Source organism: Enterococcus innesii (genome assembly GCF_022846515.1).
Lineage (GTDB): Bacteria > Bacillota > Bacilli > Lactobacillales > Enterococcaceae > Enterococcus_D > Enterococcus_D innesii.
This window is the reverse complement of the sequence record NZ_AP025635.1, coordinates 1,242,472-1,267,513: the sequence shown is the minus strand read 5'-3', so window position 1 is coordinate 1,267,513 and position 25,042 is coordinate 1,242,472. Positions and strand designations below refer to the sequence as shown.

The window sequence follows — 25,042 nt, the reverse complement described above, 5'->3', positions numbered from 1 at the left end:
ATGTAACCACGCTATCATAATGGTTAACAAAAATCAACGATTATCATTGTTTAAACAAATAATTTATACTAAACTAAAGACAGAAAAGAGGGAGAGTATGGAAAAAGCGTTAGGAACATTCAATATGGCGGTGTTTGCGGAGATCTTTTCTCTGATGGGAAACATATTGTTTGAAGAAATCGGTCTGGAAGATTTAAAATTGACCAAAATGGAAATCTTGGAACTCGTGGTGATCTCTAGTAATGAAGGAATTACGATGTCCGAGTTGGCTCAGCAAATCGGTACGTCAAAAGTCCAAATCAGTCGTTCGATCTCGGGGTTGGAAAAGGCTGGCTTTGTGGTACGCAAAACCAACGGCGTCAATCGTCGCAACGTCAATGTTTATTTGGAAGAAGCTGGGAAGCAGTTGTTTGTCCAAAAGAAAAAACAAGTGGAAGACCGCTTGAATGCCAAAACCGCTCAAATGGCTGTGGAAGATATCCAGCAGTTGAGTCAGTCGTTGACGGAGGCAGTGGGGATCTTGCGGAAATATGACATTTTACGGACTGGCAATCAATGTGAGAAGAAGACACCGTTTGATTAAAAATGGGTGAAGCAATCGTTTGCTTTTTAATTACTGAATTAATTTCATATTAACTTATATTATCGATTTTTTAGATAAAGCAACCGATTGCGTTTTTCTCTTGTTTTGACTTCTGATTTGTGCGACAATGAGTATATCAAACAAGTCAAAGGAGTCTGCTATGAATACTACTGCCATCTATCATCGTCCCGAAAGTGAATTTGCGTATTTGTACGAGAAGGATAAAATGCATATCCGTTTGCGTACCGCCCGTCAAGACGTCCGCCATGTCCAGCTGCTTTGCGGTGATCCTTACACACTGTATAAAGAAGCGTGGTACCAACAAAGAATTGAAATGCAAAAAATTCTTTCCACGGACTTGCATGATTATTGGCAAGTATCGGTCGGAGCAGAATTCCGCCGTTTGTCTTACGGCTTTTCCATCGAAAGTTACGATGGGTTGCATGTCTTCTATGGGGATCACGGGGTCTATCCCTTTGAACAGCAATATTTAGAAATGAACAACAATTATTTTCGGATGCCTTACTTCCAAGAAGCCGATCGTTTCAAAATTCCCGAGTGGGCGAAAGAAACGGTTTGGTATCAAATTTTCCCTGAGCGCTTTGCGAACGGGGATCCATCAAATGATCCAGAAGGTGTATTGCCGTGGGGCTCAAAAAATCCCGATCGCCAAGACTTTTTCGGTGGGGATCTACAAGGGGTCATCGATCATTTGGATTATCTTGTCGATCTAGGGATCAATGGGATCTATTTCTGTCCGATTTTTGAGGCCTATTCGAATCACAAGTATGATACCATCGATTATTTGGCCATCGATCCTGCTTTTGGTGATAACGATACCTTTAAACGATTAGTGGAGGAATGCCACAAACGCGGCATCAAAGTTATGTTGGATGCTGTTTTCAACCATATGGGGGATACTTCGCATCAATGGCTAGATGTCATTAAAAACGGCAAAGATTCGCCGTTTGCTGATTGGTTCCACATCAATGAGTTTCCTGTCAACTACAAAGAAGGGGAAAACTTTGAAGACGCTTATGACATCACCTATGATGTTTTTGCCTTTACGCCGCATATGCCGAAACTCAATACGGAAAATCCCGATGTGCAAGATTATTTGTTGAAGATCGCTCGTTATTGGATCGAAGAATTTGATATCGATGCTTGGCGCTTGGACGTGGCGAATGAAGTTAGTCACTTCTTCTGGAAAAAATTCCGCCAAGTGTGTGATGAGGCCAAAGATGATTTTTATATCCTTGGGGAAATTTGGCATTCTTCTCAACGCTGGTTACAAGGCGACGAGTTTCATGCAGTGATGAACTACGCCTTTACAGATGCAATTATTGAATATTTTGTCAAAGACGAGATCTCCATGACGAAAATGGTCTCGGAATTAAATAACCAGCTGATGTTGTACCGGGAGCAAACCAACCAAGTGCAGTTCAATATTTTGGATTCTCATGATACCCCGCGTTTGTTAACTTTGGCTCGGGGAGACAAAGACTTGATGCGCCAAGTGATGGCCTTTACGTATCTGCAACAAGGCGTTCCTTGCCTGTATTACGGCGATGAGATTGGTTTGACCGGTGATATGGATCCGGATTGTCGTAAATGTATGATTTGGGATGAGGAAAAGCAAGATCGTGATTTGCTGCATTTCACCCAGTCATTGATCAAACTACGCAAAGACAACCAAAAAGTCTTATCTGAAGGTTCCTTGAGTTGGAACTGGGTTTCGGAAGAAGATGGCCTGATCATTTTCGAACGAGAGTTGGGGGCACAGCGGATCATCGGTATTTTCAACACTGGCGAGGACCAACTTACACTCTCTCGTCCTGATTCAATTTTGATGGAACAGTTTGTCCAACTGGAAGATGAGACGATGATCATTGATAACAAAGGCTTTGCTATCGTGAAAGTAAATAACGAAGAATTGAATGAAGCATAAAAATGAGGCAAGAATTGCATATGCAATTCTTGTCTCATTCAATGTTTTGGGTATTTTTAATTTCCCCATGCACGTTGGAAAGAATCTTCCCCAAAATTCCTTCTGTCGGTATTATATCCTATAACACCTAAATGTGACAAATGATAACCCTTAAATATAGGTAGTTTTTTCCAAAAACGGGGAAAACGATTGAAAATTTAGATAGTTCTGCCTTCTTTTTGCGCTTCTTTCCACGAAAGGTCTTTTCTTTTTTACAAGATATGATAAACTAGTAAAAATGTATTTTTATTCGAGGAGTGATTTGATGAGTACAGGGTATCACATAGCAGTTGTCGGAGCTACCGGCGCAGTAGGAACAAAAATGATTGAGATGTTGGAGAAGACCACGTTGCCGATCAAAAAAATAACGTTGTTGGCATCCAAACGTTCTGCTGGGAAGACCCTTGTGTTCAAAAATGAACCGCTCGTTATTCAAGAGCTGACCGCAGATTCCTTTGCGGGAGTCGATATTGCATTGTTCAGTGCCGGTGGTGGCATTTCAAAACAATTTGCTCCAGAAGCAGTCAAACACGGTGCAGTCGTGATCGACAATACCAGTCATTTTCGGATGGATCCGAATGTTCCTCTAGTCGTTCCTGAGGTGAATCCTCATGCATTAGCGCAACATAAAGGAATCATTGCCAATCCGAATTGTTCAACGATTCAAATGATGGTGGCATTAGAACCGATTCGTCAAAAAGTCGGTTTATCGAGGGTCTTGGTTTCAACGTATCAAGCAGTTTCCGGTGCTGGCGCACAAGCCTTGGCTGAATTGACTCGTGAATCTCAAGAACTATTAGCCGGCAAAGCCGCTGATGAACTAAACCCTGAGATTTTACCAGCAGGCAGCGATAAAAAGCACTACCCAATCGCGTTTAACGCTTTGCCGCAAATCGATGTTTTTGCCGAAGAGGATTATACTTACGAAGAGTGGAAAATGATCAATGAAACGAAGAAGATCATGGAAGATACGCAGATCAAAGTAGCAGCTACGTGTGTGAGAATCCCTGTGTTTAGCGGTCATTCGGAGTCGATTTATATCGAGACCAAAGACCATGCCAGTGTTGAGGAAGTTAGGCAGTGGATCAGCGAAGCGCCAGGAGCTGTCTTACAAGATGATCCGAGTCAACAAGTATATCCGCAAGCTTTGACCAGTGTGGACAAAACGGAAACCTTTGTTGGTCGGATTCGCAAAGACTTGGATGTCGAAAACGGCTTGCATTTATGGGTCGTTTCTGATAATTTACTGAAAGGTGCGGCATGGAACTCCGTTCAAATCGCCGAAAGCCTGCATCAGCAAGGATTAGTTCATGTGTAAACCATAAGTTTTTCAGAAAAGTGTGGTGAATGCCACGCTTTTCTTTTTTTTGTTGTATAATAATAGGGACGGCTTATGCTTGGGAAATAATACAGTAGAAAAAAATTAAGAGGTGAATAAAAGTGGAAACGATAAAAATCATTCCTCTTGGCGGTGTACGCGAAAACGGAAAGAACATGTACATTGCTGAAGTTGGCGAGGATATATTTGTGCTGGATTGCGGTGTCCGTTATCCAGAAAATGAATTATTAGGGATCGATACAGTGATTCCAGACTTCACATATTTAGAAGAAAATGCCGACCGTGTGGCGGGTGTCTTCTTGACCCACGGGCATGCAGATGCGATTGGTGCATTGCCTTATTTCTTGGAGAATATCCAAGTACCGGTCTTTGGGACCGAGTTAACGATCGAACTAGCAAAATTGACCGTGAATAAAAATGAAGCTACCAAGCGCTTCAAAGATTTTCATGTGATCGATGAACATTCGGAGATCGACTTTGGCCATGCGACCATCAGCTTTTTCCGTACGACCCACTCTATCCCTGATTCTGTTGGAATCAGCGTAAAAACAGAAGCTGGCAATATCGTTTATACAGGAGATTTCAAGTTTGACCAAACAGCGATCCCTATGTATCAAACCGATTTTGGCCGCTTAGCGGAAATTGGAAAAGAAGGCGTCTTAGCATTGCTAAGTACGTCCTCAAATGCCGAAAATCCAACGCCGATTGCTTCTGAATTGACGATCCAAGATGAAGTTTATGACAATATCCGTTACTGGGAAGGTCGGATCATCGTCGCTAGCGTTGCTAGCAATTTACAACGGGTGCAACAAGTACTAGATGCGGCATTTCGTTCTGATCGCAAAGTCGTTTTGACCGGGCAAGATTTTGGTCGGATCATCAAAACGGCCATGAAGTTAGGGAAATTAAAATTACCTGCCGAAGACTTGCTGATCACCCAAAAAGAAATGAAAAAATACTCAGACGAACAGTTGTTGATTTTAGAAACAGGTCGCATGGGGGAACCAATCAAAGCGTTGCAAAAAATGGCCAACGGCTCTCACCGGACGCTGCGCATCAAAGAAGGAGATCTTGTTTACATCACAACGACGCCGACAACGGCAATGGAAACGGTGGTTGCGAAAACGGAAGATATCATCTATCGCGCTGGCGGTACCGTGAAACAGATCTCGGATAATTTCCGTGTTTCTGGTCATGCCAACCCGAATGATCTGCAGCTGATGTTGAATATGATGAAGCCGAAGTACTTTATCCCTATTCAAGGCGAGTACCGCCAATTAGCCGCCCATGTGGACTTGGCGCAAGAAGTCGGGATTCCGATGAAAAATATCTTCATTACTGCACGTGGAGATGTGTTAGAATACAAAAAAGGCGAAATGCTTGCCGCAGGTGCGGTTCCAGCTGAAAACGTCATGATCGATGGGATCGGTGTCGGTGACATTGGGAATATCGTCCTGCGAGACCGCAAAGTCTTATCTGAAGACGGAATCTTCGTTGCGGTAGTGACGATCAATCGTCGTGAAAAGAAAATTATTTCTGCCCCTCAAATCACTTCTCGCGGGTTTGTCTACGTGAAAGCCAGCCGTGACCTGATTCGTGAAAGTGGCGAGATCGTAGAAGAAATCGTAGAAAAACACCTTCATGATGAAGAGTTTGAATGGAGCAAATTGAAACAAGATATCCGTGATCGTTTGAGTCGTTTCTTGTTTGAACAAACCAAACGCCGTCCCGTCATCTTGCCGGTCATCATGGAATCAAGCCAAAGAAATCGCAACCGTAAATAATTCGTTTTGACCTACTGACAAAAGCAGGTGAAAGAATAGCCGTTTGACGGCCGATTTCTTTTCACCGAAGCTTTTGTCTTTTTTTGTGCAAGAAAACAAGCGGCGGTTTTTTTACAAAATGACCTTTATTTTGGTCTTGATGAGCAGATAAGGATTGACGGCGAATGGATTTCGATCAATAATACAAAGTTGTCCCCCTAAGACTAGAGGAACAAAACAAGCAAAGAGAGGATGGTCGATTTGTGAATAGTTATCAAGAAAATCCCGTAGTACAACAGAGAAAGTGGTGGATTCTCATTGCTGTTTCGATGTTTACCTTTATGTCAACATTGGATGGGAGTATCGTAAATATCGCATTGCCGACGATCTCAGCAGATATGGGTGTACCTATGAATCAAGCGGAATGGGTCGTATCCGTCTACTTGATGATCGTTTGTGCCTGCCTTTTATTATTCGGTAAGGTAGGGGATAGTTGGGGCAAAATCAAAGTATTCCGCTTGGGGATGCTGATCTTTATTATCGGTTCGCTGTTATGCGGGTTTAATCACTCCTTAGCATTTCTGCTATTTGCCCGAGTGGTGCAAGCGATCGGTGCTAGCATGACAATGGCGACGAATACCGGAATTATTACTGAAGTCTTTCCTATGAGTGAACGAGGACGCGCCTTAGGGATGATCGGTGCCTTTGTTTCGTTAGGCTCCATCGCCGGTCCTGGATTAGGTGGAGTGATTTTGGCGCATTTTTCTTGGCCGTTTATTTTTTGGATCAATGTTCCTGTCGGTATTCTGACGATGATTGCTGGAGAAAAGGTGTTGCCAAAAGATATCACCATGAGTCATGATTCCATCGATAAAACCGGGTTTGTGCTGTTTTCAATTGCAATTATTAGCTTCTTCGGCGGCATTTTTCTTGGACAAGAGCGTGGCTTTCTAACGTGGCTGCCGCTGCTGTTGGTGGGGATCGCCTTAGTGGCATTCATCGTCTTTTTGCGAGTAGAAGCGCGTGTGAGCAAACCGCTGATTACCTTTGGGATCTTTCGTAATAAAATTTTCACCATGAGCCTGATTACGGCGCTGCTGATCTTTTCTGCAAACTTTTTTGTCAATGTCGTGATTCCCTTTTACTTGCAAAGTGCCCGAGGCTTAACGCCGAGCGTGGCAGGAATGCTGATGATGGTCTTTCCTTTGATGATGGTCATTGGTTCACCACTTAGCGGGTATTTGACGGACCGCGTAGGACCGGAGATCTTGGTCTTAGCTGGCTTAGCGTTACTATCCATCACTCAGCTGATGTATATGTTTATGAATCAGCATACGCCGATTTGGTATTATATCGTTGCCACTGCCATCATGGGGTTAGGCAATTCGTTGTTCCAATCCCCCAACAATACGATGGTGATGAGCAGTGTCACCAAAGAAAACCTTGGGGTGGCAGGTAGTCTAAATTCCTTTGCCCGTAACTTGGGCATGGTCTTAGGGATATCCTTAGCAACGACGATTCTTTATGCCGCAATGAGTCAAGCCTATGGGAAGCATGTGACGACCTATATCGCAGGTCGGGCAGATATTTTTGCCTATGGCATGAAAATCACCTTCTTTGGGGCGTTCCTTCTTTGTATCACGGCGTTATTCTTAACAGTCTGGCGCATCTATAAACAAGGTGGACGTAAGAAAACGCTATGATCGCTTGAAGTCATCAGGTCGAACTGTTCTATTCCTTATTCAGAAAGGGTAGAACAGTTTTTTTATTTTTCTTGACAAGAACCAGAAAAAGGACGGATGTAATAAAGCTGCCAGAATTTGTGCTTTTGGATTTCTGGCGTTATCTGTTATAATGGAAAATATTAGACTGTATTACTTAGATGGAAAGGGGAATGTTGTATGAAACTCACGTATCACGGACACTCAGTGCTTGCTATCCAATTAGCGGATGGCCAAAAATTGTTGTTTGACCCTTTTATTACTGGAAATGCTCTGACTGATTTGGATGCAGAGACAGTGGAAACCGATTGGCTTTTGATCACGCATGGTCATAGTGATCATATTGGGGACATGGTGCCGATCGCCAAAAGAAACGAAGCGCCAGTGATCAGTGTCGTTGAAATTTGCCGCTATGCAGCCCGCAAAGGCGTTACTGAGACGCATGGCATGAATATGGGAGGCTCTTTTGAGTTTCCGTTTGGCAAAATCTCAATGGTGGAAGCGAAACACAGCTCTGGTCTTGAAGAAGACGGAACGATGATCTATATGGGCAATCCAGTGGGGATCATTTTAGAAGCAGAAGGCAAAACCATTTACCACGCTGGCGATACTGCCCTCTTTAGCGATATGGCGATGATCGGTGAACGTTTCGACATCGATGTGGCGTTTTTACCGATTGGGGATAATTTTACGATGGGCGTTCAAGATGCTGCAACAGCAGCGGCGCTTTTAAACGCGAGCAAAGTAGTACCGATCCATTACAATACGTTTCCAATGATCAAGCAAGATCCGCAAACCTTCGTGAATTTATTGCCGGCAGGTGTGGGCCAGATCCTTGCAGTCGGTGAGACATTAGAAGTTTAAGCAACAGGAAGATTCGTAGTAGGAATAGGGGATAATTATGGCGACAAAACACGACTTGATTTTAGCGCATATCGAGAATCTGCCTGTAGGCGATCGCATCTCGGTGCGGGGAATCGCAAAAGACTTGAATGTCAGTGAAGGAACAGCCTATCGGGCGATCAAAGATGCGGAAAATATCGGCTTGGTTTCAACGATCCAGCGTGTGGGAACCATCCGTATCGAACGGAAACTAAAGAAACACATTGAAAAACTAACTTTCGGCGAAGTCGTCCAAATAATTGAAGGCGATGTTTTAGGCGGCGCTGCCGGTTTAGACAAAGACTTGAACAAATTTGTTATCGGCGCCATGAAGGAATCGGCAATGGAACGCTACATCACGCCTGGTTCTTTAGTGATCGTCGGAAACCGTAACGAAGTCCACAAGTTGGCACTGGAAGATGGCGCAGCCGTCTTGATCACGGGGGGCTTTGAAACCTCAGAGGAAATCTGTCGCTTAGCAGACGAATTGGAGCTGCCGATTTTACAAACGACCTATGACACCTTTACCGTGGCAACGATGATCAACCGTGCCTTGAGCGACCAGCTGATCAAAAAGGACATCATGCTGGTGAGTGACATTTATATGCCATTGGAAAAAACCAAGTATCTGCACACCTTCGATACGGTCAAGGATTACAAACTGCTTTCGGAGTCTACCAACCACTCCCGCTATCCAGTCGTCAACAAGAATATGCGGGTCGTTGGGATCATCACAGCCAAAGATGTCTTAGAAAAGCCTGACACGCAGATCATCGAACGAATCATGACCCGGGAACCACGGGTCGTAAAAAAAGAGATGAGTGTGGCCTCTGCCAGCCATCAGATGATTTGGGATGGCTTAGAAGTGATGCCCGTCGTAGCAGATGACCTTTCTTTGATTGGGATCGTCACACGCCAAGACATCATGAAAGCGATGCAGATGGTCCAACGACAAACGCAAATTTCAGATACGATTTCTGACCAAATCTCGGGACAGATGCAAGTTATCGAACAAGATTTTGAAGGAAACAAATTGCCGCAGCCGCATTTCAGTTTTGCGGTAACGCCCCAAATGGTCAATGAAGTCGGAACGATCTCTTTTGGTGTCTTGAGTGAAGTGATCGCTAATACGGCAAAACGTACCATGCAGTTGAATCAACGGCGCAATAGTTGGATCGAACAAGTCAATCTGCATTACTTCCGTTTGATCCAATTAGAAAGCGAGATCATCATTCAACCGAAGATTCTAGAACTGGGGCGACGTTCGGCGAAAATCGATATTGAAGTATCGATCGAAAATTCCTTAGTGGCAAAAGCGATCGTGGTATGCCAAGTAATGGAACGCCCATAAATCATCGAAAACGGCACTTATGGAAAAATTTTAGAGAGAAAGTTGAGACCATTCATGAAGGTACAAGAAGAAATACTTGCAACAATCAAAGCATTCGACCGAATCATTATCCATCGGCACCAACGCCCTGATCCAGATGCATTAGGATCACAAGTGGGCTTGGCAGAAATTTTACGAGCTAGTTTTCCAAAAAAAGAAATCTATCAAGTCGGCGGACCTGTTGAAGGATTGGATTACTTGGCGCTGATGCAGACGATCCCTGATGATTTGTATAAAGGGGCACTAGTGATCGTTACAGATACGGCCAATGCACCACGGGTCAGTGACCAACGCTATGATCAAGGGGCGAAATTGATCAAAATCGATCATCACCCTAATGATGAGCCTTACGGAGAGCTGGTCTGGGTCAATACGAAAGCCAGCAGCTGTAGTGAGATGATCGTTTCGTTTTGGCAAATGTTTCAAAACGAGCTGACGATGACCCAAGAAGCGGCTCGTCTACTGTATGCGGGCATTGTTGGTGATACTGGACGGTTTTTATATCCGGCAACGACAGCGACAACCCTGCGCTTAGCGGCTGAACTATTGGATTACGGCTTTGATGCAGCGAAGATCAATCGGCAATTGGATCAAGTCTCTCGCAGTGTTGCCCGCCTTTCAGGGTATGTCTACGAAACCATCGAAATCGATGAGATTGGTGCTGGCAAAGTGATCCTATCACAAGAATTGCAGCAGCGTTTTGGCGTAGTAGATTCGGAAACCTCAGCAGTCGTTTCCTTACCAGGGAAAATCGATGAGGTGCTGGCTTGGGCGATCTTTGTCGAACAACCAGAAGGCTATTACCGAGTTCGGATGCGTTCGAAAGGTCCAGTGATCAATGAGATCGCCAAACGTCATCATGGCGGCGGACATCCCCTTGCCAGTGGAGCAAACGCAAAAGACCTTGAAGAAGTTGCCGTAATCTATCAAGAGATCCAAGCAGCGATCAAAGAATTTCAAGCAGAATAAACACTTTCACAAGAACATTTGCCAATAAAAAAGGGCGTGCCAAAAGCTTTCGGCATGCCCTTTTTTAGACAAAACGCAGCGCAGGCTCATCACTGAACCGGCACTGCGTTTTTTTGCTTATTTTTGAGAAAAAGCGCGGCTTAGCCCCGTAGATCGTCTAAAAATTCGGTTTTGCTTTTCGTTTTCTCGTCTTTCATTTTGATGACTTTGGCTGGTGAGCCAGCAACGACTGCTCCAGCAGGGACATCTTCAGTCACCACAGAACCAGCAGCGACGACTGCACCTTCGCCAACACGGACACCTTCAAGGACGACGGCATTTGCACCGATCAAAACATTGTCTTCTATGATGACTGGGCTTGCTGAAGGTGGCTCAAGAACGCCAGCCAAGACAGCACCAGCGCCAATATGGGCTTTTTTCCCAACGGTTGCCCGGGCACCTAAAATCGCACCCATGTCGATCATGGTTTCTTCACCAACGACGGCACCAATGTTGATCACGGCCCCCATCATGATAACGGCATTTTTTTCAATGATGGCTTGGTCACGGATAAAGGCACCTGGTTCGATACGGGCATCGACTTTCGTCAAGTCTAACAAAGGGATCGCTGAATTGCGGCGATCATTTTCCAGATAGTGATCGATGATTTTGTCTTGGTGCACGGTTAAAAACTCAGCTACTTTTTGACTGTCACCAACCACGAAATAGAAGGTGCCGTTACCAAACAATTGGATGTCATCTGCTTGGACGTCACCAAGATCTCCATTGATATAGACTTTTACAGGTGTTTGTTTATTTGCTTCTTTGATATATTTTGCTAATTGATAAGGATCGGAAAATTGTAATTCTGTCATGAGAGACCACCTTTACTTGTCGATTAGATTTTGCATGGAATAAAAACCGGCTGGTTGATCGGCTAAAAATTCCGCTGCTTTTAGCGCACCATTGGCGAAGATTTCGCGGGAGAGCGCAGTGTGTTTTAATTCAATGATTTCATCCTGCCCAGCATAGATGACAATGTGTTCCCCAGGGATCGTTCCGCCGCGAACGGCATGGATGCCCATCTGCTTGCGGTCATTTACTAGATCACTGCCTTCACGCCCGTAGAGATACTCTTTTTTTGTTTCACAGCTGTCATTGATACTATCTGCCAACAGCAAAGCTGTACCGCTTGGCGCATCGAGTTTTTGATTATGATGCTTTTCGATGATCTCAATGTCAAAGTCAGCTTCTAATGCGGGGGTGATACTTTGTAGTGCTTTGATCAGCACATTGATCCCCAACGACATATTGGCAGAATAGAAAACCGGAATCACTTTAGCAGCTAACGGCAGCATCATCTGCGTGTCTTCCGTCAAACCAGTTGTAGCAACCACGATTGGCAGCTGCTGTTCGACACAATAGTTCAACAAGGCAGGGACATTGCTATAATGAGAAAAATCAATCACCAAATCGATCGGCTGCGTGATTTTTTCTGGACGATCATAGATTGGAAAAGTACCATCTAATTGCTCGGTACGATCCAAGCCGGCGGCCACTTCTAACTGAGGGTGCTTTGCAATCAGGCTTTGCAACACTTTGCCCATGCGACCGTTTGCACCGCTTAATAAAATCTGTTTCACCAAAAACTCCTCCTTACAGCAATCCGTAATTGGTCATTTCTTCTTCTAAATGAACGAGGGTCGCATCTTCTGGGACACCCAAAGGCAAACGATAATGCAATTCGCATTTGCCTAGCAAGGAGACCGCTGCTTTGATCGGCACAGGATTTACTTCACTGAAAATCGCATCGATCAACGGTTTTTGTCGCAATTGCTCTTTGATGGCTGCTTTTACATCACCATTTAAGAAATCAGCAACGAGTTGTGCCGTTTGTTTCGGTGCAATATTGCCGATCGTTGAAATCACGCCAGAGCCACCTAAAGCTAGAATTGGGGTTACTTGATCGTCATTTCCTGAGTAGATCGCAAAGTCATCATCCGCAAGACGAGCGATTTCTGCGATTTGCGAAATGTCGCCGCTGGCTTCTTTGATGCCTTTGATGTTAGGGATTTTTTTCAGTTCTGCCACGGCTTCAGGTGTTAAATTTAAGCCGGTTCTTGAGCTGACGGAGTATAAGATCACTGGCAGCTCAACGCTTTGACAGATTGCTTCATAGTGAGCGACTAAACTTTTCTTGGTCGCTTTGTTGTAGTAGGGTGTTACAACCAATAATGCGTCAGCACCAACGCGCTGTGCTTCTTTTGAAAGATGGATCCCATGTTGGGTGTTGTTGGAGCCTGTTCCGCCGATGACGGGGATTCGACCAGCAACTTGTTTTACCACCGCTTCGATCACCGCGATATGTTCTTCGTCGTCTAACGTGGATGCTTCACCGGTCGTACCGCATGCAATGATTGCATTCGTTCCTTGCCGCACATGCCACTCCGCTAACTCCTTCAGCTTATCGAAATCCACCGAACCATCTTGAAGCATAGGGGTGATCAACGCAACGCCAGAACCTTTGAATATTGTCAAACTACGACACATCCTTTCAACCAATTTATTTTTCGTTACTCTACGTATAAGTGTACCAAAACGAGGGATAAAATTTTCAATAAAAATCGAAACATTTCGACAATTTATACTATAGATTATTCGAATTATATACTATAATATTAAACAATATCAATGAAAAACTGAATATTCGCTGGTTTTTATGGATATTTTTAAAAGGAATGAATAGAAAGGTGTTTTAACATGCAAGTATCGCAAGCAGTCAAAGAATTAACCGAAGACGTGGTTCGTTTTCGTCGTGAATTACATACAATCCCTGAATTAGGGTTAACTGAGTTCAAAACAAAGGAATACTTGCTGCGTCAGCTGCAATCCTTTGGAATCAAAGAAATCTATCCAGTGATTGAAACCGGCTTGATTGCGGTCTTTCGCAGCGATCGCCCAGGAAAGACACTGGCCTTTCGAACGGATATCGATGCACTACCGATCAAAGAAGAGACCGGTGTTTCCTTTGTTTCCAAACATGAAGGGAAAATGCATGCCTGCGGTCATGACGGCCATATGGCAACGATGCTAGGGTTTGCTAAATATTTAGCAACACATCCTGAAGTGATTCGTGGAACGATCGTTTTGATTTTCCAACCAGCCGAGGAAAGCCCTGGTGGCGCTCAATTGATGATCGATGAAGGCATCTTACGAGATTTTGGCGTGGAAAAAATCGTGGGGCTACATGTCTTCCCAGACTTTCCCGAAGGAGTCATTGCGAGTCGGAAAGGTCCGATGATGGCCCGTAACGGCGAGATCAATCTAACGATCAACGGCACGAGTGCCCATGGTGCCCAGCCTCATCAAGGACATGATGCCATTTTAGCTGCGGCTGCGATCATTCAAGGATTGCATTCGATCATTTCACGCAATATCAGCCCGCTTTCTGCTGGGGTCATCACTTTTGGGAAGATCCATGGGGGAGATGCGGAAAATATCATTCCCGGCAAGGTCGTTTTAAAAGGAACGATGCGGGCGTTTGAAGATGAAGTCTATGAAACGATGACACGCAGAATCACCACTGTCGCACAAGAAATCGCCAAAGGATATGATTGCACGGCGGATGTCGAATTCGAGCATCTTTATCGTGTCGTGGACAATGATCCTGAGATGGTGGAAGTATTGGAAAAAGTGGTCGGGGAGAGTTACCGAGAAACACCGCCATATATGTTGGCAGAGGATTTTTCGATGTACCAAAAGGAAATCCCCGGCGTCTTTTTCTTTGTCGGTACCCGAAATGAAGAAAAAGGTTATGTCCACCCTTTACACAGCAGCAAAATGAATTTTGACGAAAAAAATCTATTGCAAGGCATCGAATGCTACGTTCGTTTGATCGAGGCGTTGAACGAGCCGACAGACAAGGAGTAAAGCGATGGCAAAAGAAATCAAGAACAATCACTTATACATTGACGGTTGCGATACCGTTGAGCTGGCAAAAACCTTCGGAACCCCCCTTTACGTGTATTCCGTTTCGGAGATTCGCGAAGAATGCCAAAAGATTCAGGCGCAGTTTTTGACGCGCTACAGCAAGACACGAGCAGCCTATGCCGCTAAAGCTTTCTGTACCACAGCGATGCTGCAAGTGATCAAGTCAGAAGGACTTTCATTAGACGTGGTTAGCGGTGGGGAGCTGTATACAGCGATCCAAGCTGATTTTCCAGCAGAACACATCGAGTTTAACGGCAATAACAAATCCATTGAAGAATTAGCAGCCGCCCTTGATTATGGCGTGGGACGGATCATCGTTGATGGCATTCAAGAAGTCGGCTTGATCAGGGCGTTATGTCAAGAAAAGCAAGTCGTTGCTAAAATTTTGTTGCGCATCACACCCGAGGTTTCGGTCAGCACCCATCAATTTATCTCGACCGGACAAAAAGATTCAAAATTCGGGATTCCTTTAGATGAAGAAATCTTATTTCCGTTAGTGGAAGAAGTGATTCAAGCACCTGAATTGGATTTCTATGGCCTGCATTTTCATGTCGGCAGTCAATTGTCGGACAATAGCTCACATCTAGCGGCAGTTGATGCGGCTTTGGCCCTTGTCCAAACCATTCATGAACGTTTTGATTATTGGATCAAAGAACTAAATGTTGGCGGCGGCTTTGGCGTTCGATACACAGATGCAGATATTCGCCAACCCTACAGCTACTTTTTAGATCCTGTGATGGAAAAAATCGACGCCTTTTATGCGCAGCACCAGAGCGAACGTCCGACCATCGTTATTGAACCCGGTCGCAGTATCGTCGCAGAAGCAGGCATTAGTTTGCACACCATCGGCAGTATCAAGACATTGCCGGGAATCAGAACATACGCCAGCATTGACGGTGGCATGACAGACAATATTCGTCCTGGTCTTTATCAAGCAACTTATATTGGGATCTTAGCCAACCGCGCTTCCGAAGCTGCGACACAAAAGATCACCATTTCTGGCAAAGCTTGTGAGAGCACGGACATCTTAGTAAAAGATCTTGCATTACCGCCCGTTGAAACTGGGGATCTGTTTGCTACGTTCGCAACAGGAGCTTACGGCTATTCGATGGCCAGCAGCTACAATAATTTACAGATACCTGCAGTCGTCTTTGTGGAAAACGGCCAAGCGGAATTAGCCGTTAAACGCCAGTCCTACGAGCAAATGCTGCAAAATGAAGTGGTTCCATCGTTTCTAAAAGAGGGAACTTCCAGCAAGTAAAATTTTGAAAAGCAGGTGACAACATGACGATTCCTTATACAAAAATGCAAGGTGCAGGAAATGATTTTATCGTAATCGATAACCGCACATTGAAATTCTCCCATGAACAACTGTCGCAATTTGCTGCTCAAGTTTGCCATCGGAAATTTTCTGTCGGCGCGGATGCAGTCATGGCAGTGGACTTCCCCACAGGAACCGCTGATTTTCGGATGCGGTTTTACAATGCTGATGGGACTGAAGCAGAAATGTGCGGCAACGGCGCTCGCTGTATTGCCCGTTATGCCTTTGAGAAGGGAATTGCTGGCGAGCAGATGACCATCGAAACAGTTGCTGGCGATGTCCCTGCATGGCGCTTGTCGGCAAAACACTACAAAGTAACCTTGAATCCACCGACAGTGACTACATTTGATCAAGCGTACCCGAATCCAATGGTTTCTTTCGTGGACTATGTGGAATTGGGTGATCCAGGAATCCCTCATGCGGTGGTTCACTATCCTGGTCTAGCAGAAACTGAGTTGGAACAGCTGGCTGAACTTGCCAAAGAGATACGCTGTTGGGAGGTTTTCCCAAAAGGGGCCAATGTCAATTTCTATGAAGAAGATGACAAGGGTGAGCTGATCGTTCGCACATATGAACGAGGGGTAGAAGGTTTTACCTATGCGTGCGGCACAGGATCTGGTGCCACTGCGTATGTCGTGACCAAACGTCACCAGCAAGCGGCAGCGAATGTCTTGCTGCACGTGTTAGGTGGCGAGTTAACGGTCGAAGTTGATGTCGATCAGGGCGCATTAGAATTGATCGGCGATGCGGTTATGGTCTCTGAAGGCTTGATTTTAGATGAGAATTTGACTCTGTAAACACTGTGAAAGTTATTGCAAAAAGATGATATTTTCGTGAAAAAAAGAATTGACATTCATTTGAGGCTATCGTATAGTTAAACACAAATTAAAAAACACGCGATGATAAGAAGAGTAAGTCAGTTTCGATTGGATCAGAGAGCTCGGATTGGTGAGAAAGAGCACAGCCGTTTGACTGAAGATGGCCTTGGAGCGTTTGGACGTGAGCAAAAGCAAGCGTGCAGCGGGATTGCCCGATACAGCAAAGCAGTTAATAAACTGATAAGGTTGGCTGGTTCAGCCAATAAATTAAAGGTGGTACCACGAACAAGGTTGTTTCGTCCTTTCTCTATGATGGAGAAAGGACGTTTTTTTATTATAAAAAGGGGGAACAAAGAAATGAAACAGTTGAAAAAGGGAATCGTTGGATTAGTTGCTGCTGCTGTCTTAATTACATTGGCAGCTTGTGGCAATACTAGCAGCACAGAGGATACGCAGTCTGGTGAAAACAGTGTAAATGCAGTGGAAGAAAAAGTCGTTGGAGTGGCGCCGGGACCATACGGGGACATGGTGACAGAGGTGATCTCGCCATTACTGGAAGAAAAAGGGTATCAACTCACGACCAAAGTGTTTAATGATTATATTCAGCCGAACAATGCCTTGGCGAATGGCCAAATCGATGCCAATTTGTTTCAACATACGGCCTATCTAGAAAAATTTTCCGCAGATAACCAGTTATCCCTTACGGCATTACAAAAAGTGCCAACACTGGGAATGGGCATCTATTCGAAGCAACTGTCCAGCTTGGATGAGTTAGCAGACGGGGCGACTGTTTCGATTGCCAATGATGCCTCAAATTTAGCGCGGACCTTGCAACTGTTAGCTGCCAATGAGTTGATCACCATCGCAGACAATATCGACGAAACGAAAGCAACAGTGAATGACATCGAAGAAAATCCGAAGAATCTGACATTTAAAGAATTAGACGCAGCTCAATTGGCTCGTTCGTTAGATACAGTCGATTTAGCTTTAGTACCAGGAAACTTCGCTTGGGCGGCTTCTCTTGATCCTGCAGATGCTTTGGCGTTGGAGTCATTGAAAGAAGAATATAAAAATGTTTTTGTGGTGTCCTCCGAAGAAGAAGACAGTGATTTTGCTAAGGCAGTTACGGAAGTATTAGAAAGTGACGCATTTAAAGAAGCGATTGCCGAATCACCGTTCAGCAACTTTGATCAACCGAAATTTTGGACTGAGTAAGAAGGGCATATCTTATGGCAAAAATAGAAGTAAAACAAGTATCAGTGACATTCACTCATAAAAAACAAATCAAAAAAGCAGTGGATTCCGTTGATTTTTCCGTTCAAGCTGGAGAAGTATACGGGATCGTCGGATTGAGCGGGGCTGGGAAAAGTACCTTGGTTCGTACGTTGAATCTACTGCAGGTACCATCTAGCGGTCAAATTCTGATTGATGGTCAAGACATCACGCAAGCCAAAGGGAAACACTTGCGTGAAGTACGACAAAAAATCGGGATGATCTTTCAGCATTTCAATCTGATCCATAATCGAACCATCAAGGAAAATTTAGCCTTTGCTTTGCGTGCTGGGCATTATCCGCAAGAAAAGCAAGAAGCGAGGATTAAGGAACTGTTGGAAATGGTGGATCTGCCTCACAAAATTCACGAGTATCCGAATAATTTGTCTGGGGGAGAAAAGCAACGGATCGGCATTGCACGAGCGATTGCCAATGAACCTGAGATTTTGTTATGTGACGAAGCTACCAGTGCGTTAGATGTTGAAACGACTGAAGAAATTTTGAAATTATTGATCCGAATCAAGGAACAGACAGGCATCACCATCGTCTTTATCACCCATGAATTGGATGTTGCCCGCAAGTTTTTTGATCGGGTGGCAGTGATGGAGAAGGGTCGCATCGTTGAAGAACAAACGACCTACGGCTTGTTCAGTCAGCCTAAACAGCCTATGACGAAAAAACTGGTAGGTCGTTACTTGGATCTGACGCTTCCCGAGGAGATTCTAGCATCCTTCACGGAAGGCGACTTGCTGGAATTGCGCTATCAAGGGGAGTATACGTTAGAACCACTGATTTCGACTGTAGCCAAAGCCTATGATGTGTCGATCAATATTATCCACGGAAAAATTGAGTATATAAAAAAAGATGTGATCGGTATTTTGTATATCTATTTGACTGGCCCCGCCGAAGAAGTAGCAAAAGCCCGAGCACACCTAGCTGCGAACGTCTTTTCTCTAAGAAAGATAGGTGAAGAAAATGGCTGATACGCTTGAGATTTTAAAAACAAACCTGCCCCAAGCACTATGGGAAACATTCTTCATGGTGGGAACTTCAGCAATTATAGGAGTAGTTTTCGGCTTATTGATTGGATTAGTCCTGTTTTTAGTCGGCAGTAAACTTTTTCATAAAAATGTTTTCTTGCATCATCTGGCCGATTTTGTCGTCAATGCAATCCGTTCGCTACCATTTTTGATCTTATTGATTACGCTGATTCCGTTATCAGCGATGCTGATCGGTGATCCTTATACCCCGGCCGGCGGAGCGATTGCTTTATCGATTGCCGCGATTCCTTTTTTCGCCCGAATCGCTGAATCCGCATTTGCCGAAATCGACTATGGCGTCCTTGAAGCTAGTGTCGCTTCCGGAGCATCGACGGGGCAAATTATTCGCGAAGTGATTTTACCAGAAAGCTTGCCAGCCTTGATTCGCGGATTTGTGCTAACTTTGATCAGTCTTTTAGGCTACTCAGCGATGGTGGGAACAATTGGTGCAGGCGGCATTGGCGATTTAGCAATTCAGTATGGTTATTATCGCTATGAAACGGCGATTTTGATTGTGGTGATTCTCCTGCTGATTCTTCTGGTACAAATCATCCAGTGGGTCGGCGATGCTTGTGCGAATCATTTCTCAAAATAATACCCAACGCTTTGTAGTTCCTTTTCGGATACACTTGAATTATCGCTTCTGTTATTACTCTACAGAAGCGATTTTTTTGCTTATCGGTCACTGATTTTTGGTTGCGCCACTAGTGGTTTTTCGGTATGCTGATGGTGAGTTGTTTTTTACAGCGAAAATTATATTTTAAAGGAGCAACACTATGACTCAAATTCCTAACTGTCCAAATTGTCAATCTGAATACGCTTATGAAGATCGCGGGCTGTTTGTTTGTCCTGAATGCGGAAACGAATGGCAAGAGCAACAAGCGGCGGAAGAAGCACCAGTATACAAAGATGCCAATGGCAATATTTTAGTAGATGGTGATACAGTGACAGTCATCAAAGACTTGAAAGTCAAAGGCGCATCTGGCGCCATCAAACAAGGAACGAAAGTGAAAAACATCAAATTAGTCGAAGGCGACCACAACATTGATTGCAAGATCGATGGCTTCGGCGCGATGAAACTAAAATCAGAATTTGTAAAAAAAGGTTAAAAACAAAATCTTCCAGTCATCTTCATAATTTTTTCACCACTTTAATGGTAAAATAAGGTCAAAGATTAAAAGGGGGAATTTTATCGTGTATGGTATGGGCGGATACGGGTTCGGCTTTTTTTATGACCCGACTTTCATTCTCGTAATTATCGGTATGGTGATTTCGCTAGCAGCGTCAGCGTATGTCAAAAGTACCTTTAACAAATATGACAAAGTCAGAAGTAAAAATAATATTACCGGCACAAAAGCGGCGCAGTACATCTTGCAAAGCCAAGGAATCAATAATGTTGGTGTGCAAGCGATCGCTGGTGATTTGACGGATAATTACAATTCTGGCAACAAAATGCTGAGTTTATCACAATCCACCGCACAATCAACTTCGGTAGCAGCAATCGGTGTTGCGGCCCATGAGTGTGGTCACGCAGTCCAAGATGCCAAAGGTTATTTTCCTTTGCGTTTGCGTCATGCGATCGTGCCGATCGCCAATATCGGAACTAGCATCTCGATCCCGTTGATTTTGATCGGGGTACTGTTACGAGGCTCGTTTCTGATCAACTTAGGTTTGTTGGCTTTCTCATTGGCGTTTATTTTCCAATTAGTGACCTTGCCAGTCGAATTCGATGCCTCAAAACGGGCGATCCGTATTTTGGCAGATGGTGGCTTGTTAACAGAAGAGGAAGTACCACAAGCGAGAAGAGTGCTCTTTGCCGCAGCGTTGACCTATGTCGCAGCTGCCGTAGCAACCTTATTGCAGCTCTTACGTTTGATTATTTTATTCGGTAATAACAACCGTCGGAATTAATCGACAGTGTGATAGACTAAAGACCAGCTCAGGCATTCTGAACTGGTCTTTTTTCGTTATTCTACTATTAAGTAAATGTAATAGACGTTTTCAACGCTTTTTAAATTTTCTTCGGACAGATTGTTTTCCATTTCAGCATATAGTTTGACGTCACCGCCCTTGGCAATATAAAACAATGGAATTTCTTGTTTTTTCTCAATGTTAAGCTCGTTATTGGGAATACTAGTGCTAGCTCCAGTAGGAGATAAACTATCTTCTCCAAGGGACGTATAGTGGAATTTAGATAAGTCGGTCATTGTATTTGATGAGGAACCATTTGAAAATAAATCAACGAAGAGTAGAGAATCGCTCTTAGTAATTCCTATGTTCAAATAGCCATTATAATCACTTCTTGGCTCTGTTATCAGGGAAGCGACTATTTTGTGTTCTTTTATCTCCCCTTTTTGATAATAATCAAAGTAAACCGTCATGGACTCAGCCACTGTGTTAAATTTCAGTTGTGAGCCAAAATCCAACAATAAACTAGAAAGGTCCATAGGGTTCTCTAGCTGAACAAGGTGATTATTGGGAACACCAGCTACTTTTTTACTAGGGAAAGGACTGTAATTATAGTAATAACAATAAAGCATGGTAGGCAGCCCTATCACGAGCAAGAATGCGAAAAAAATCTGGAAAGGATTTCGAGGCCGAATTAGTGTCTTGACAGTATCTGGTGCTTTTTGGTTTTTAGCAGTCATTGTCTTCTTCCTCCAAAATTGTGGCTTCTATAGAATCTCTTTTGGGAGACAATAGAATTTGATTGTTTCCTTATCGGTAAATGATTACCGTAGGACGCTATAAAAAAATAATTTAAATATATATCTATAATCTCAAAGATAACCAAAAAGCGCAATCAAATTTTGATATTTATTGAGGGCACTCCTTATTGGGGAATAATCATTCAGAGCACATTACTTGGCAGACAAAAATAGCAGAATAATTAGCTCTATCCTGCAAAAGAAAAATTATCTTAGCGTAGAAGGCAGGAATCGAACCTGCACCTCGTCTTTGCCAAAAATAACCAGAAATACGTTCCGATCATTTTTACCAAAACGAGTAAAGCGCCAGACTTCATCTACACTTTGTATTATGCCAAAGAGAGTTCAATGATTTCGTAAGAAGCAATGAAAAAATTGCAAAAAGTTGTGTAGAAAACATGAAGGTTGTTTAAGAAAGAGTAACCTCAGAATGCCGGCGTGAAAAAGGAGGAACCAGCTGCATTGAAGCGTGAAGCGCTTCGTTTGGAAACCTCCGTTTTTTCTGAAAAAATCAGATAAAGTTTTCTTGACATTTGCTAGGTGAGAATGTATCATTCTGTTTGGGCACTCTTTACAAGAGTCAGAAAGTGATTTAGAATTTTCGCTCCCTATTCATTTATGGATAGGGAGCTTTTATTATTTTCTAAATGCTTTTCCTGTAAAATAGATTAAAGGAGTTTTTCAGTTTATGACAAAATATATTTTTGTAACCGGCGGTGTGGTTTCTTCTATTGGTAAAGGGATCGTAGCAGCATCATTAGGACGTCTGTTGAAAAATCGCGGCTTGAAAGTAACCATTCAAAAATTCGATCCGTACATCAACGTTGATCCAGGAACGATGAGCCCATACCAACATGGTGAAGTATTCGTAACCGATGATGGAGCAGAGACCGACTTAGACTTAGGTCACTATGAACGCTTTATCGATATCAATTTGAACAAATACTCAAATGTAACAACTGGAAAAATCTATTCAGAAGTTTTGCGGAAAGAGCGTAAAGGAGAATACTTAGGCGCGACTGTTCAAGTGATCCCGCATATCACCAACGAGATCAAAGAAAAAATCATGCGGGCAGCCAAAATGACTGATTCAGATGTGATCATCACAGAAGTCGGCGGTACAGTAGGGGATATTGAATCATTGCCGTTTCTAGAAGCTTTGCGTCAAATGAAAGCAGACGTAGGTTCAGACAATGTGATGTACATCCACACGACGCTGATTCCTTATTTGAAAGCAGCGGGCGAAATGAAAACCAAACCGACCCAACACAGTGTGAAGGAACTGCGCGGCTTAGGGATTCAACCAAATATCTTGGTCGTTCGGACAGAACAACCCGTAGGACAATCAACAAAAAACAAATTGGCACAATTCTGTGACGTGGCACCAGAAGCCGTGATCGAATCTCGTGACGTTGAGACCCTTTATTCGATCCCATTGGCACTGCAAGCGCAAGGCATGGATCAAATCGTGTGTGATCATTTGAAACTGACCGCACCAGTTGCTGACATGACTGAATGGCAAGCATTGGAAGAAAAGGTGCTGAATTTGAAGAAAAAAGTACGCATCGCATTAGTCGGAAAATATGTGGAATTGCCAGATGCTTATCTATCAGTTGTCGAAGCCTTGAAACATTCTGGTTTTGCCTTTGATGCAGACATCGAGATCGATTGGATCAAAGCCCAAGAAATCACACGGGAAAATGTGGAGTCTTACTTAGGTGAAGTAGACGGGATCCTTGTTCCTGGTGGATTTGGGGATCGTGGGATTGAAGGGAAAATCGAAGCGATCCGATATGCTCGGGAAAACGATGTGCCATTCTTAGGGATTTGTCTAGGGATGCAAATGGCTTGTGTGGAGTATGCCCGCAATGTCGTTGGCTTGGAAAATGCCAATTCCGCAGAAACGGATCCTGAAACAGCCAACAACATCATTGACTTGATGGCTGACCAAGAAAACATCGAAAACTTAGGTGGAACATTGCGTTTAGGCTTGTATCCATGTAAAGTGAAAAAAGGCACCAAAACAGCTGCAGCTTATGATGGGGAGGAAGTTGTTCAAGAACGTCACCGTCATCGTTATGAATTTAATAACAAATACCGTGAAATCTTTGAAGCAAATGGTATGGTCTTCTCAGGTGTGTCGCCAGACAATCGTTTGGTTGAGATCGTTGAGATTCCAGAAAACAAATTCTTCGTGGGTTGCCAATTCCACCCAGAATTGATTTCTCGTCCAACACGCCCACAACGCTTGATCAAAGCATTTGTTGGAGCTTCATTAGACAATCGTCAAGCATAATAATCGTTAGTGGCAAACCAAAAAATGAATGTGCGAAACTCCTCATCTCAAGATGGGGAGTTTTTTGAGTTGCGCGATCCCAGTAATCCGTAAAAGGTTGACACTTGCGTGAGCGTTGGTGGAAATCATCTGTTTCTGCATACAAAAAACTTCCGTCAAAACGACCGGAAGTTTCTGGCTGATGCATTATTATTTTCGCTAACAGTTCGAATGAAATCCGCCAGCGGAAACGCGTGTTGATTTGCTGGTGCCTAGAGAGGATTATTCTTTTAATTTATACCCTTGATCCAAGAGCATTTCCTCTGTACGTTCCATGCTGATCCCATTTTCGGTATTTCCTTCAAAACTAACCCCAGGCAATTGTTTTGCTGAATCATAATCCAACTCGTCGTAATTGATCTTCAAGGATTCAGTCGCTTCACTATCTGTATAGTCGAGGGAATAGTCCAACCCTTTGACTTGCTGATACTGTTCTGCGATCGGATCAAGTACCGTCTGTGCTTCTTCTTTAGTCGTTACCCCAATTGCTGAATAAGGCATGACATTGTTTGCAGTCTGAGTTTTTACTTTATCGCCTTCATAAGTGAAGACCAGTTCCATCGAAACCCCATTTTGATCCATTGTGAATGTTTTGGTTTCTTCTTTGGCCCCCGAGCTGCAACTTGCCAAGAAAAGAACTCCGATGACTGCCAAAAATCCAATAAGCGCTTTTTTCATTTTATCCCTCCTTTTTTACATAATAATATAGCCGCTTTCACAAGGCTATTCTTATGCTCAGAGGAGAAGAAGGAAGGATTTACAGGAAAATTATGATAAAACGACGAAAAAATATGTGAAATTTTTCTCGAATTTTCACACGCTGATATGTTATCTAACGACCGCATATAGGAGAGCAAAACCTTACAGAATCGTAGACTTTCAGAAAAGATGATGAAAATGCTGGATTTTTATATTTGTGCAATCTTTTTTTGAAAAGAGAAATTC

22 protein-coding genes and 1 other annotated feature are annotated in these 25,042 nt (G+C 43.6%); of the genes, 17 read left to right on the top strand and 5 right to left on the bottom strand.

Features of this window, described 5'->3' with window-relative positions; genetic code table 11:
- Window positions 1–97: 97 nt before the first annotated feature.
- From ENLAB_RS05790 to ENLAB_RS05755, 8 genes are all read left to right on the top strand, one after another.
- Entirely contained in the window at window positions 98–583 is a 486-nt protein-coding gene (locus ENLAB_RS05790; protein WP_008380390.1) for a MarR family winged helix-turn-helix transcriptional regulator, read from the top strand.
- A 160-nt stretch (window positions 584–743) separates the two neighbouring features.
- Window positions 744–2,531: a glycoside hydrolase family 13 protein gene (locus ENLAB_RS05785; protein ID WP_244353080.1), complete on the top strand. Its 1,788-nt coding sequence runs from the start codon at window positions 744–746 to the stop codon at window positions 2,529–2,531.
- A 304-nt stretch (window positions 2,532–2,835) separates the two neighbouring features.
- The gene (locus tag ENLAB_RS05780; RefSeq protein ID WP_081117864.1) at window positions 2,836–3,888 is read left to right on the top strand and encodes an aspartate-semialdehyde dehydrogenase; all 1,053 of its coding nucleotides are present in this window, start codon (window positions 2,836–2,838) and stop codon (window positions 3,886–3,888) included.
- A 122-nt stretch (window positions 3,889–4,010) separates the two neighbouring features.
- The gene (locus ENLAB_RS05775; protein ID WP_010749981.1) at window positions 4,011–5,693 is read left to right on the top strand and encodes a ribonuclease J; all 1,683 of its coding nucleotides are present in this window, start codon (window positions 4,011–4,013) and stop codon (window positions 5,691–5,693) included.
- A 242-nt stretch (window positions 5,694–5,935) separates the two neighbouring features.
- Window positions 5,936–7,375, top strand: a complete 1,440-nt coding sequence (locus tag ENLAB_RS05770; protein ID WP_140965312.1) for an MFS transporter — start codon at window positions 5,936–5,938, stop codon at window positions 7,373–7,375.
- A 198-nt stretch (window positions 7,376–7,573) separates the two neighbouring features.
- Entirely contained in the window at window positions 7,574–8,257 is a 684-nt protein-coding gene (locus tag ENLAB_RS05765) for a metal-dependent hydrolase (protein WP_244353077.1), read from the top strand.
- A 37-nt stretch (window positions 8,258–8,294) separates the two neighbouring features.
- Window positions 8,295–9,626, top strand: coding sequence for a DRTGG domain-containing protein (locus ENLAB_RS05760; protein WP_005228249.1), 1,332 nt, complete (start codon window positions 8,295–8,297; stop codon window positions 9,624–9,626).
- Window positions 9,627–9,680: 54 nt separating this feature from the next.
- Window positions 9,681–10,634, top strand: coding sequence for a DHH family phosphoesterase (locus ENLAB_RS05755; protein ID WP_216697751.1), 954 nt, complete (start codon window positions 9,681–9,683; stop codon window positions 10,632–10,634).
- A 140-nt stretch (window positions 10,635–10,774) separates the two neighbouring features.
- Here ENLAB_RS05755 and dapD read toward each other — a convergent pair whose 3' ends face one another.
- The 3 genes from dapD to dapA are packed head-to-tail and all read right to left on the bottom strand — an operon-like array spanning window position 10,775 to window position 13,151.
- Window positions 10,775–11,488: a 2,3,4,5-tetrahydropyridine-2,6-dicarboxylate N-acetyltransferase gene (gene dapD, locus ENLAB_RS05750; protein WP_223080245.1), complete on the bottom strand. Its 714-nt coding sequence runs from the start codon at window positions 11,486–11,488 to the stop codon at window positions 10,775–10,777.
- A gap of 12 nt (window positions 11,489–11,500) precedes the next feature.
- Complete coding sequence (dapB, locus tag ENLAB_RS05745) at window positions 11,501–12,256, bottom strand: 4-hydroxy-tetrahydrodipicolinate reductase (RefSeq protein WP_244353076.1); 756 nt, start codon at window positions 12,254–12,256, stop codon at window positions 11,501–11,503.
- Window positions 12,257–12,269: 13 nt separating this feature from the next.
- On the bottom strand, window positions 12,270–13,151 hold the full coding sequence (gene dapA / locus ENLAB_RS05740; protein WP_216696203.1) for a 4-hydroxy-tetrahydrodipicolinate synthase: 882 nt from the start codon (window positions 13,149–13,151) through the stop codon (window positions 12,270–12,272).
- Window positions 13,152–13,373: 222 nt separating this feature from the next.
- Here dapA and ENLAB_RS05735 point away from each other — a divergent pair, with 222 nt between their 5' ends.
- The 8 genes from ENLAB_RS05735 to ENLAB_RS05700 all read left to right on the top strand — a co-directional run bounded on the left by ENLAB_RS05735 (window position 13,374) and on the right by ENLAB_RS05700 (window position 20,965).
- Window positions 13,374–14,543 carry a M20 metallopeptidase family protein gene (locus ENLAB_RS05735; protein ID WP_005228259.1) on the top strand — a complete coding sequence of 390 codons (1,170 nt, stop codon included), beginning with the start codon at window positions 13,374–13,376 and terminating at the stop codon, window positions 14,541–14,543.
- Window positions 14,544–14,547: 4 nt separating this feature from the next.
- Window positions 14,548–15,864, top strand: coding sequence for a diaminopimelate decarboxylase (gene lysA, locus ENLAB_RS05730; RefSeq protein ID WP_244353075.1), 1,317 nt, complete (start codon window positions 14,548–14,550; stop codon window positions 15,862–15,864).
- A 23-nt stretch (window positions 15,865–15,887) separates the two neighbouring features.
- Complete coding sequence (gene dapF / locus ENLAB_RS05725; RefSeq protein ID WP_244353074.1) at window positions 15,888–16,721, top strand: diaminopimelate epimerase; 834 nt, start codon at window positions 15,888–15,890, stop codon at window positions 16,719–16,721.
- 93 nt (window positions 16,722–16,814) lie between these two features.
- Window positions 16,815–17,049 (top strand) — a binding site (T-box leader).
- A gap of 50 nt (window positions 17,050–17,099) precedes the next feature.
- A complete protein-coding gene (locus ENLAB_RS05720) occupies window positions 17,100–17,957 on the top strand; it encodes a MetQ/NlpA family ABC transporter substrate-binding protein (RefSeq protein ID WP_042890512.1) in 858 nt (285 codons plus the stop codon).
- A gap of 14 nt (window positions 17,958–17,971) precedes the next feature.
- Window positions 17,972–18,997 carry a methionine ABC transporter ATP-binding protein gene (locus tag ENLAB_RS05715; protein ID WP_244353073.1) on the top strand — a complete coding sequence of 342 codons (1,026 nt, stop codon included), beginning with the start codon at window positions 17,972–17,974 and terminating at the stop codon, window positions 18,995–18,997.
- Window positions 18,990–19,649: a methionine ABC transporter permease gene (locus tag ENLAB_RS05710; protein WP_244353072.1), complete on the top strand. Its 660-nt coding sequence runs from the start codon at window positions 18,990–18,992 to the stop codon at window positions 19,647–19,649. Before ENLAB_RS05715 ends, ENLAB_RS05710 begins: the two co-directional genes overlap by 8 nt.
- 181 nt (window positions 19,650–19,830) lie before the next feature.
- The gene (locus ENLAB_RS05705) at window positions 19,831–20,163 is read left to right on the top strand and encodes a zinc ribbon domain-containing protein YjdM (protein WP_005228268.1); all 333 of its coding nucleotides are present in this window, start codon (window positions 19,831–19,833) and stop codon (window positions 20,161–20,163) included.
- A gap of 94 nt (window positions 20,164–20,257) precedes the next feature.
- A complete protein-coding gene (locus tag ENLAB_RS05700) occupies window positions 20,258–20,965 on the top strand; it encodes a zinc metallopeptidase (RefSeq protein ID WP_016612795.1) in 708 nt (235 codons plus the stop codon).
- Window positions 20,966–21,021: 56 nt separating this feature from the next.
- Here the strand turns inward: ENLAB_RS05700 and ENLAB_RS05695 are convergent, their stop codons facing one another.
- The gene (locus tag ENLAB_RS05695; RefSeq protein WP_244353071.1) at window positions 21,022–21,702 is read right to left on the bottom strand and encodes a hypothetical protein; all 681 of its coding nucleotides are present in this window, start codon (window positions 21,700–21,702) and stop codon (window positions 21,022–21,024) included.
- A 748-nt stretch (window positions 21,703–22,450) separates the two neighbouring features.
- Here ENLAB_RS05695 and pyrG point away from each other — a divergent pair.
- Window positions 22,451–24,058 carry a CTP synthase gene (pyrG, locus tag ENLAB_RS05690; RefSeq protein ID WP_081117877.1) on the top strand — a complete coding sequence of 536 codons (1,608 nt, stop codon included), beginning with the start codon at window positions 22,451–22,453 and terminating at the stop codon, window positions 24,056–24,058.
- Between the two features lie 261 nt (window positions 24,059–24,319).
- Here pyrG and ENLAB_RS05685 read toward each other — a convergent pair whose 3' ends face one another.
- Window positions 24,320–24,775, bottom strand: coding sequence for a YehR family lipoprotein (locus ENLAB_RS05685; protein WP_142425536.1), 456 nt, complete (start codon window positions 24,773–24,775; stop codon window positions 24,320–24,322).
- Between the last annotated feature and the right edge of the window lie 267 nt (window positions 24,776–25,042).

What these genes read in the sequence shown, in the direction of transcription:
- ENLAB_RS05755 (WP_216697751.1), top strand. Translation starts at nt 9,681, where the DNA reads ATGAAGGTACAAGAAGAAATACTTGCAACAATCAAAGCATTCGACCGA.
- ENLAB_RS05685 (WP_142425536.1), bottom strand. Translation starts at nt 24,775, where the DNA reads ATGAAAAAAGCGCTTATTGGATTTTTGGCAGTCATCGGAGTTCTTTTC.
- pyrG (WP_081117877.1), top strand. Translation starts at nt 22,451, where the DNA reads ATGACAAAATATATTTTTGTAACCGGCGGTGTGGTTTCTTCTATTGGT.
- ENLAB_RS05710 (WP_244353072.1), top strand. Translation starts at nt 18,990, where the DNA reads ATGGCTGATACGCTTGAGATTTTAAAAACAAACCTGCCCCAAGCACTA.
- dapF (WP_244353074.1), top strand. Translation starts at nt 15,888, where the DNA reads ATGACGATTCCTTATACAAAAATGCAAGGTGCAGGAAATGATTTTATC.
- ENLAB_RS05780 (WP_081117864.1), top strand. Translation starts at nt 2,836, where the DNA reads ATGAGTACAGGGTATCACATAGCAGTTGTCGGAGCTACCGGCGCAGTA.
- ENLAB_RS05765 (WP_244353077.1), top strand. Translation starts at nt 7,574, where the DNA reads ATGAAACTCACGTATCACGGACACTCAGTGCTTGCTATCCAATTAGCG.
- ENLAB_RS05695 (WP_244353071.1), bottom strand. Translation starts at nt 21,702, where the DNA reads ATGACTGCTAAAAACCAAAAAGCACCAGATACTGTCAAGACACTAATT.
- ENLAB_RS05705 (WP_005228268.1), top strand. Translation starts at nt 19,831, where the DNA reads ATGACTCAAATTCCTAACTGTCCAAATTGTCAATCTGAATACGCTTAT.
- ENLAB_RS05700 (WP_016612795.1), top strand. Translation starts at nt 20,258, where the DNA reads ATGGGCGGATACGGGTTCGGCTTTTTTTATGACCCGACTTTCATTCTC.
- ENLAB_RS05715 (WP_244353073.1), top strand. Translation starts at nt 17,972, where the DNA reads ATGGCAAAAATAGAAGTAAAACAAGTATCAGTGACATTCACTCATAAA.
- ENLAB_RS05735 (WP_005228259.1), top strand. Translation starts at nt 13,374, where the DNA reads ATGCAAGTATCGCAAGCAGTCAAAGAATTAACCGAAGACGTGGTTCGT.
- ENLAB_RS05720 (WP_042890512.1), top strand. Translation starts at nt 17,100, where the DNA reads ATGAAACAGTTGAAAAAGGGAATCGTTGGATTAGTTGCTGCTGCTGTC.
- ENLAB_RS05790 (WP_008380390.1), top strand. Translation starts at nt 98, where the DNA reads ATGGAAAAAGCGTTAGGAACATTCAATATGGCGGTGTTTGCGGAGATC.
- ENLAB_RS05785 (WP_244353080.1), top strand. Translation starts at nt 744, where the DNA reads ATGAATACTACTGCCATCTATCATCGTCCCGAAAGTGAATTTGCGTAT.
- dapD (WP_223080245.1), bottom strand. Translation starts at nt 11,488, where the DNA reads ATGACAGAATTACAATTTTCCGATCCTTATCAATTAGCAAAATATATC.
- lysA (WP_244353075.1), top strand. Translation starts at nt 14,548, where the DNA reads ATGGCAAAAGAAATCAAGAACAATCACTTATACATTGACGGTTGCGAT.
- ENLAB_RS05760 (WP_005228249.1), top strand. Translation starts at nt 8,295, where the DNA reads ATGGCGACAAAACACGACTTGATTTTAGCGCATATCGAGAATCTGCCT.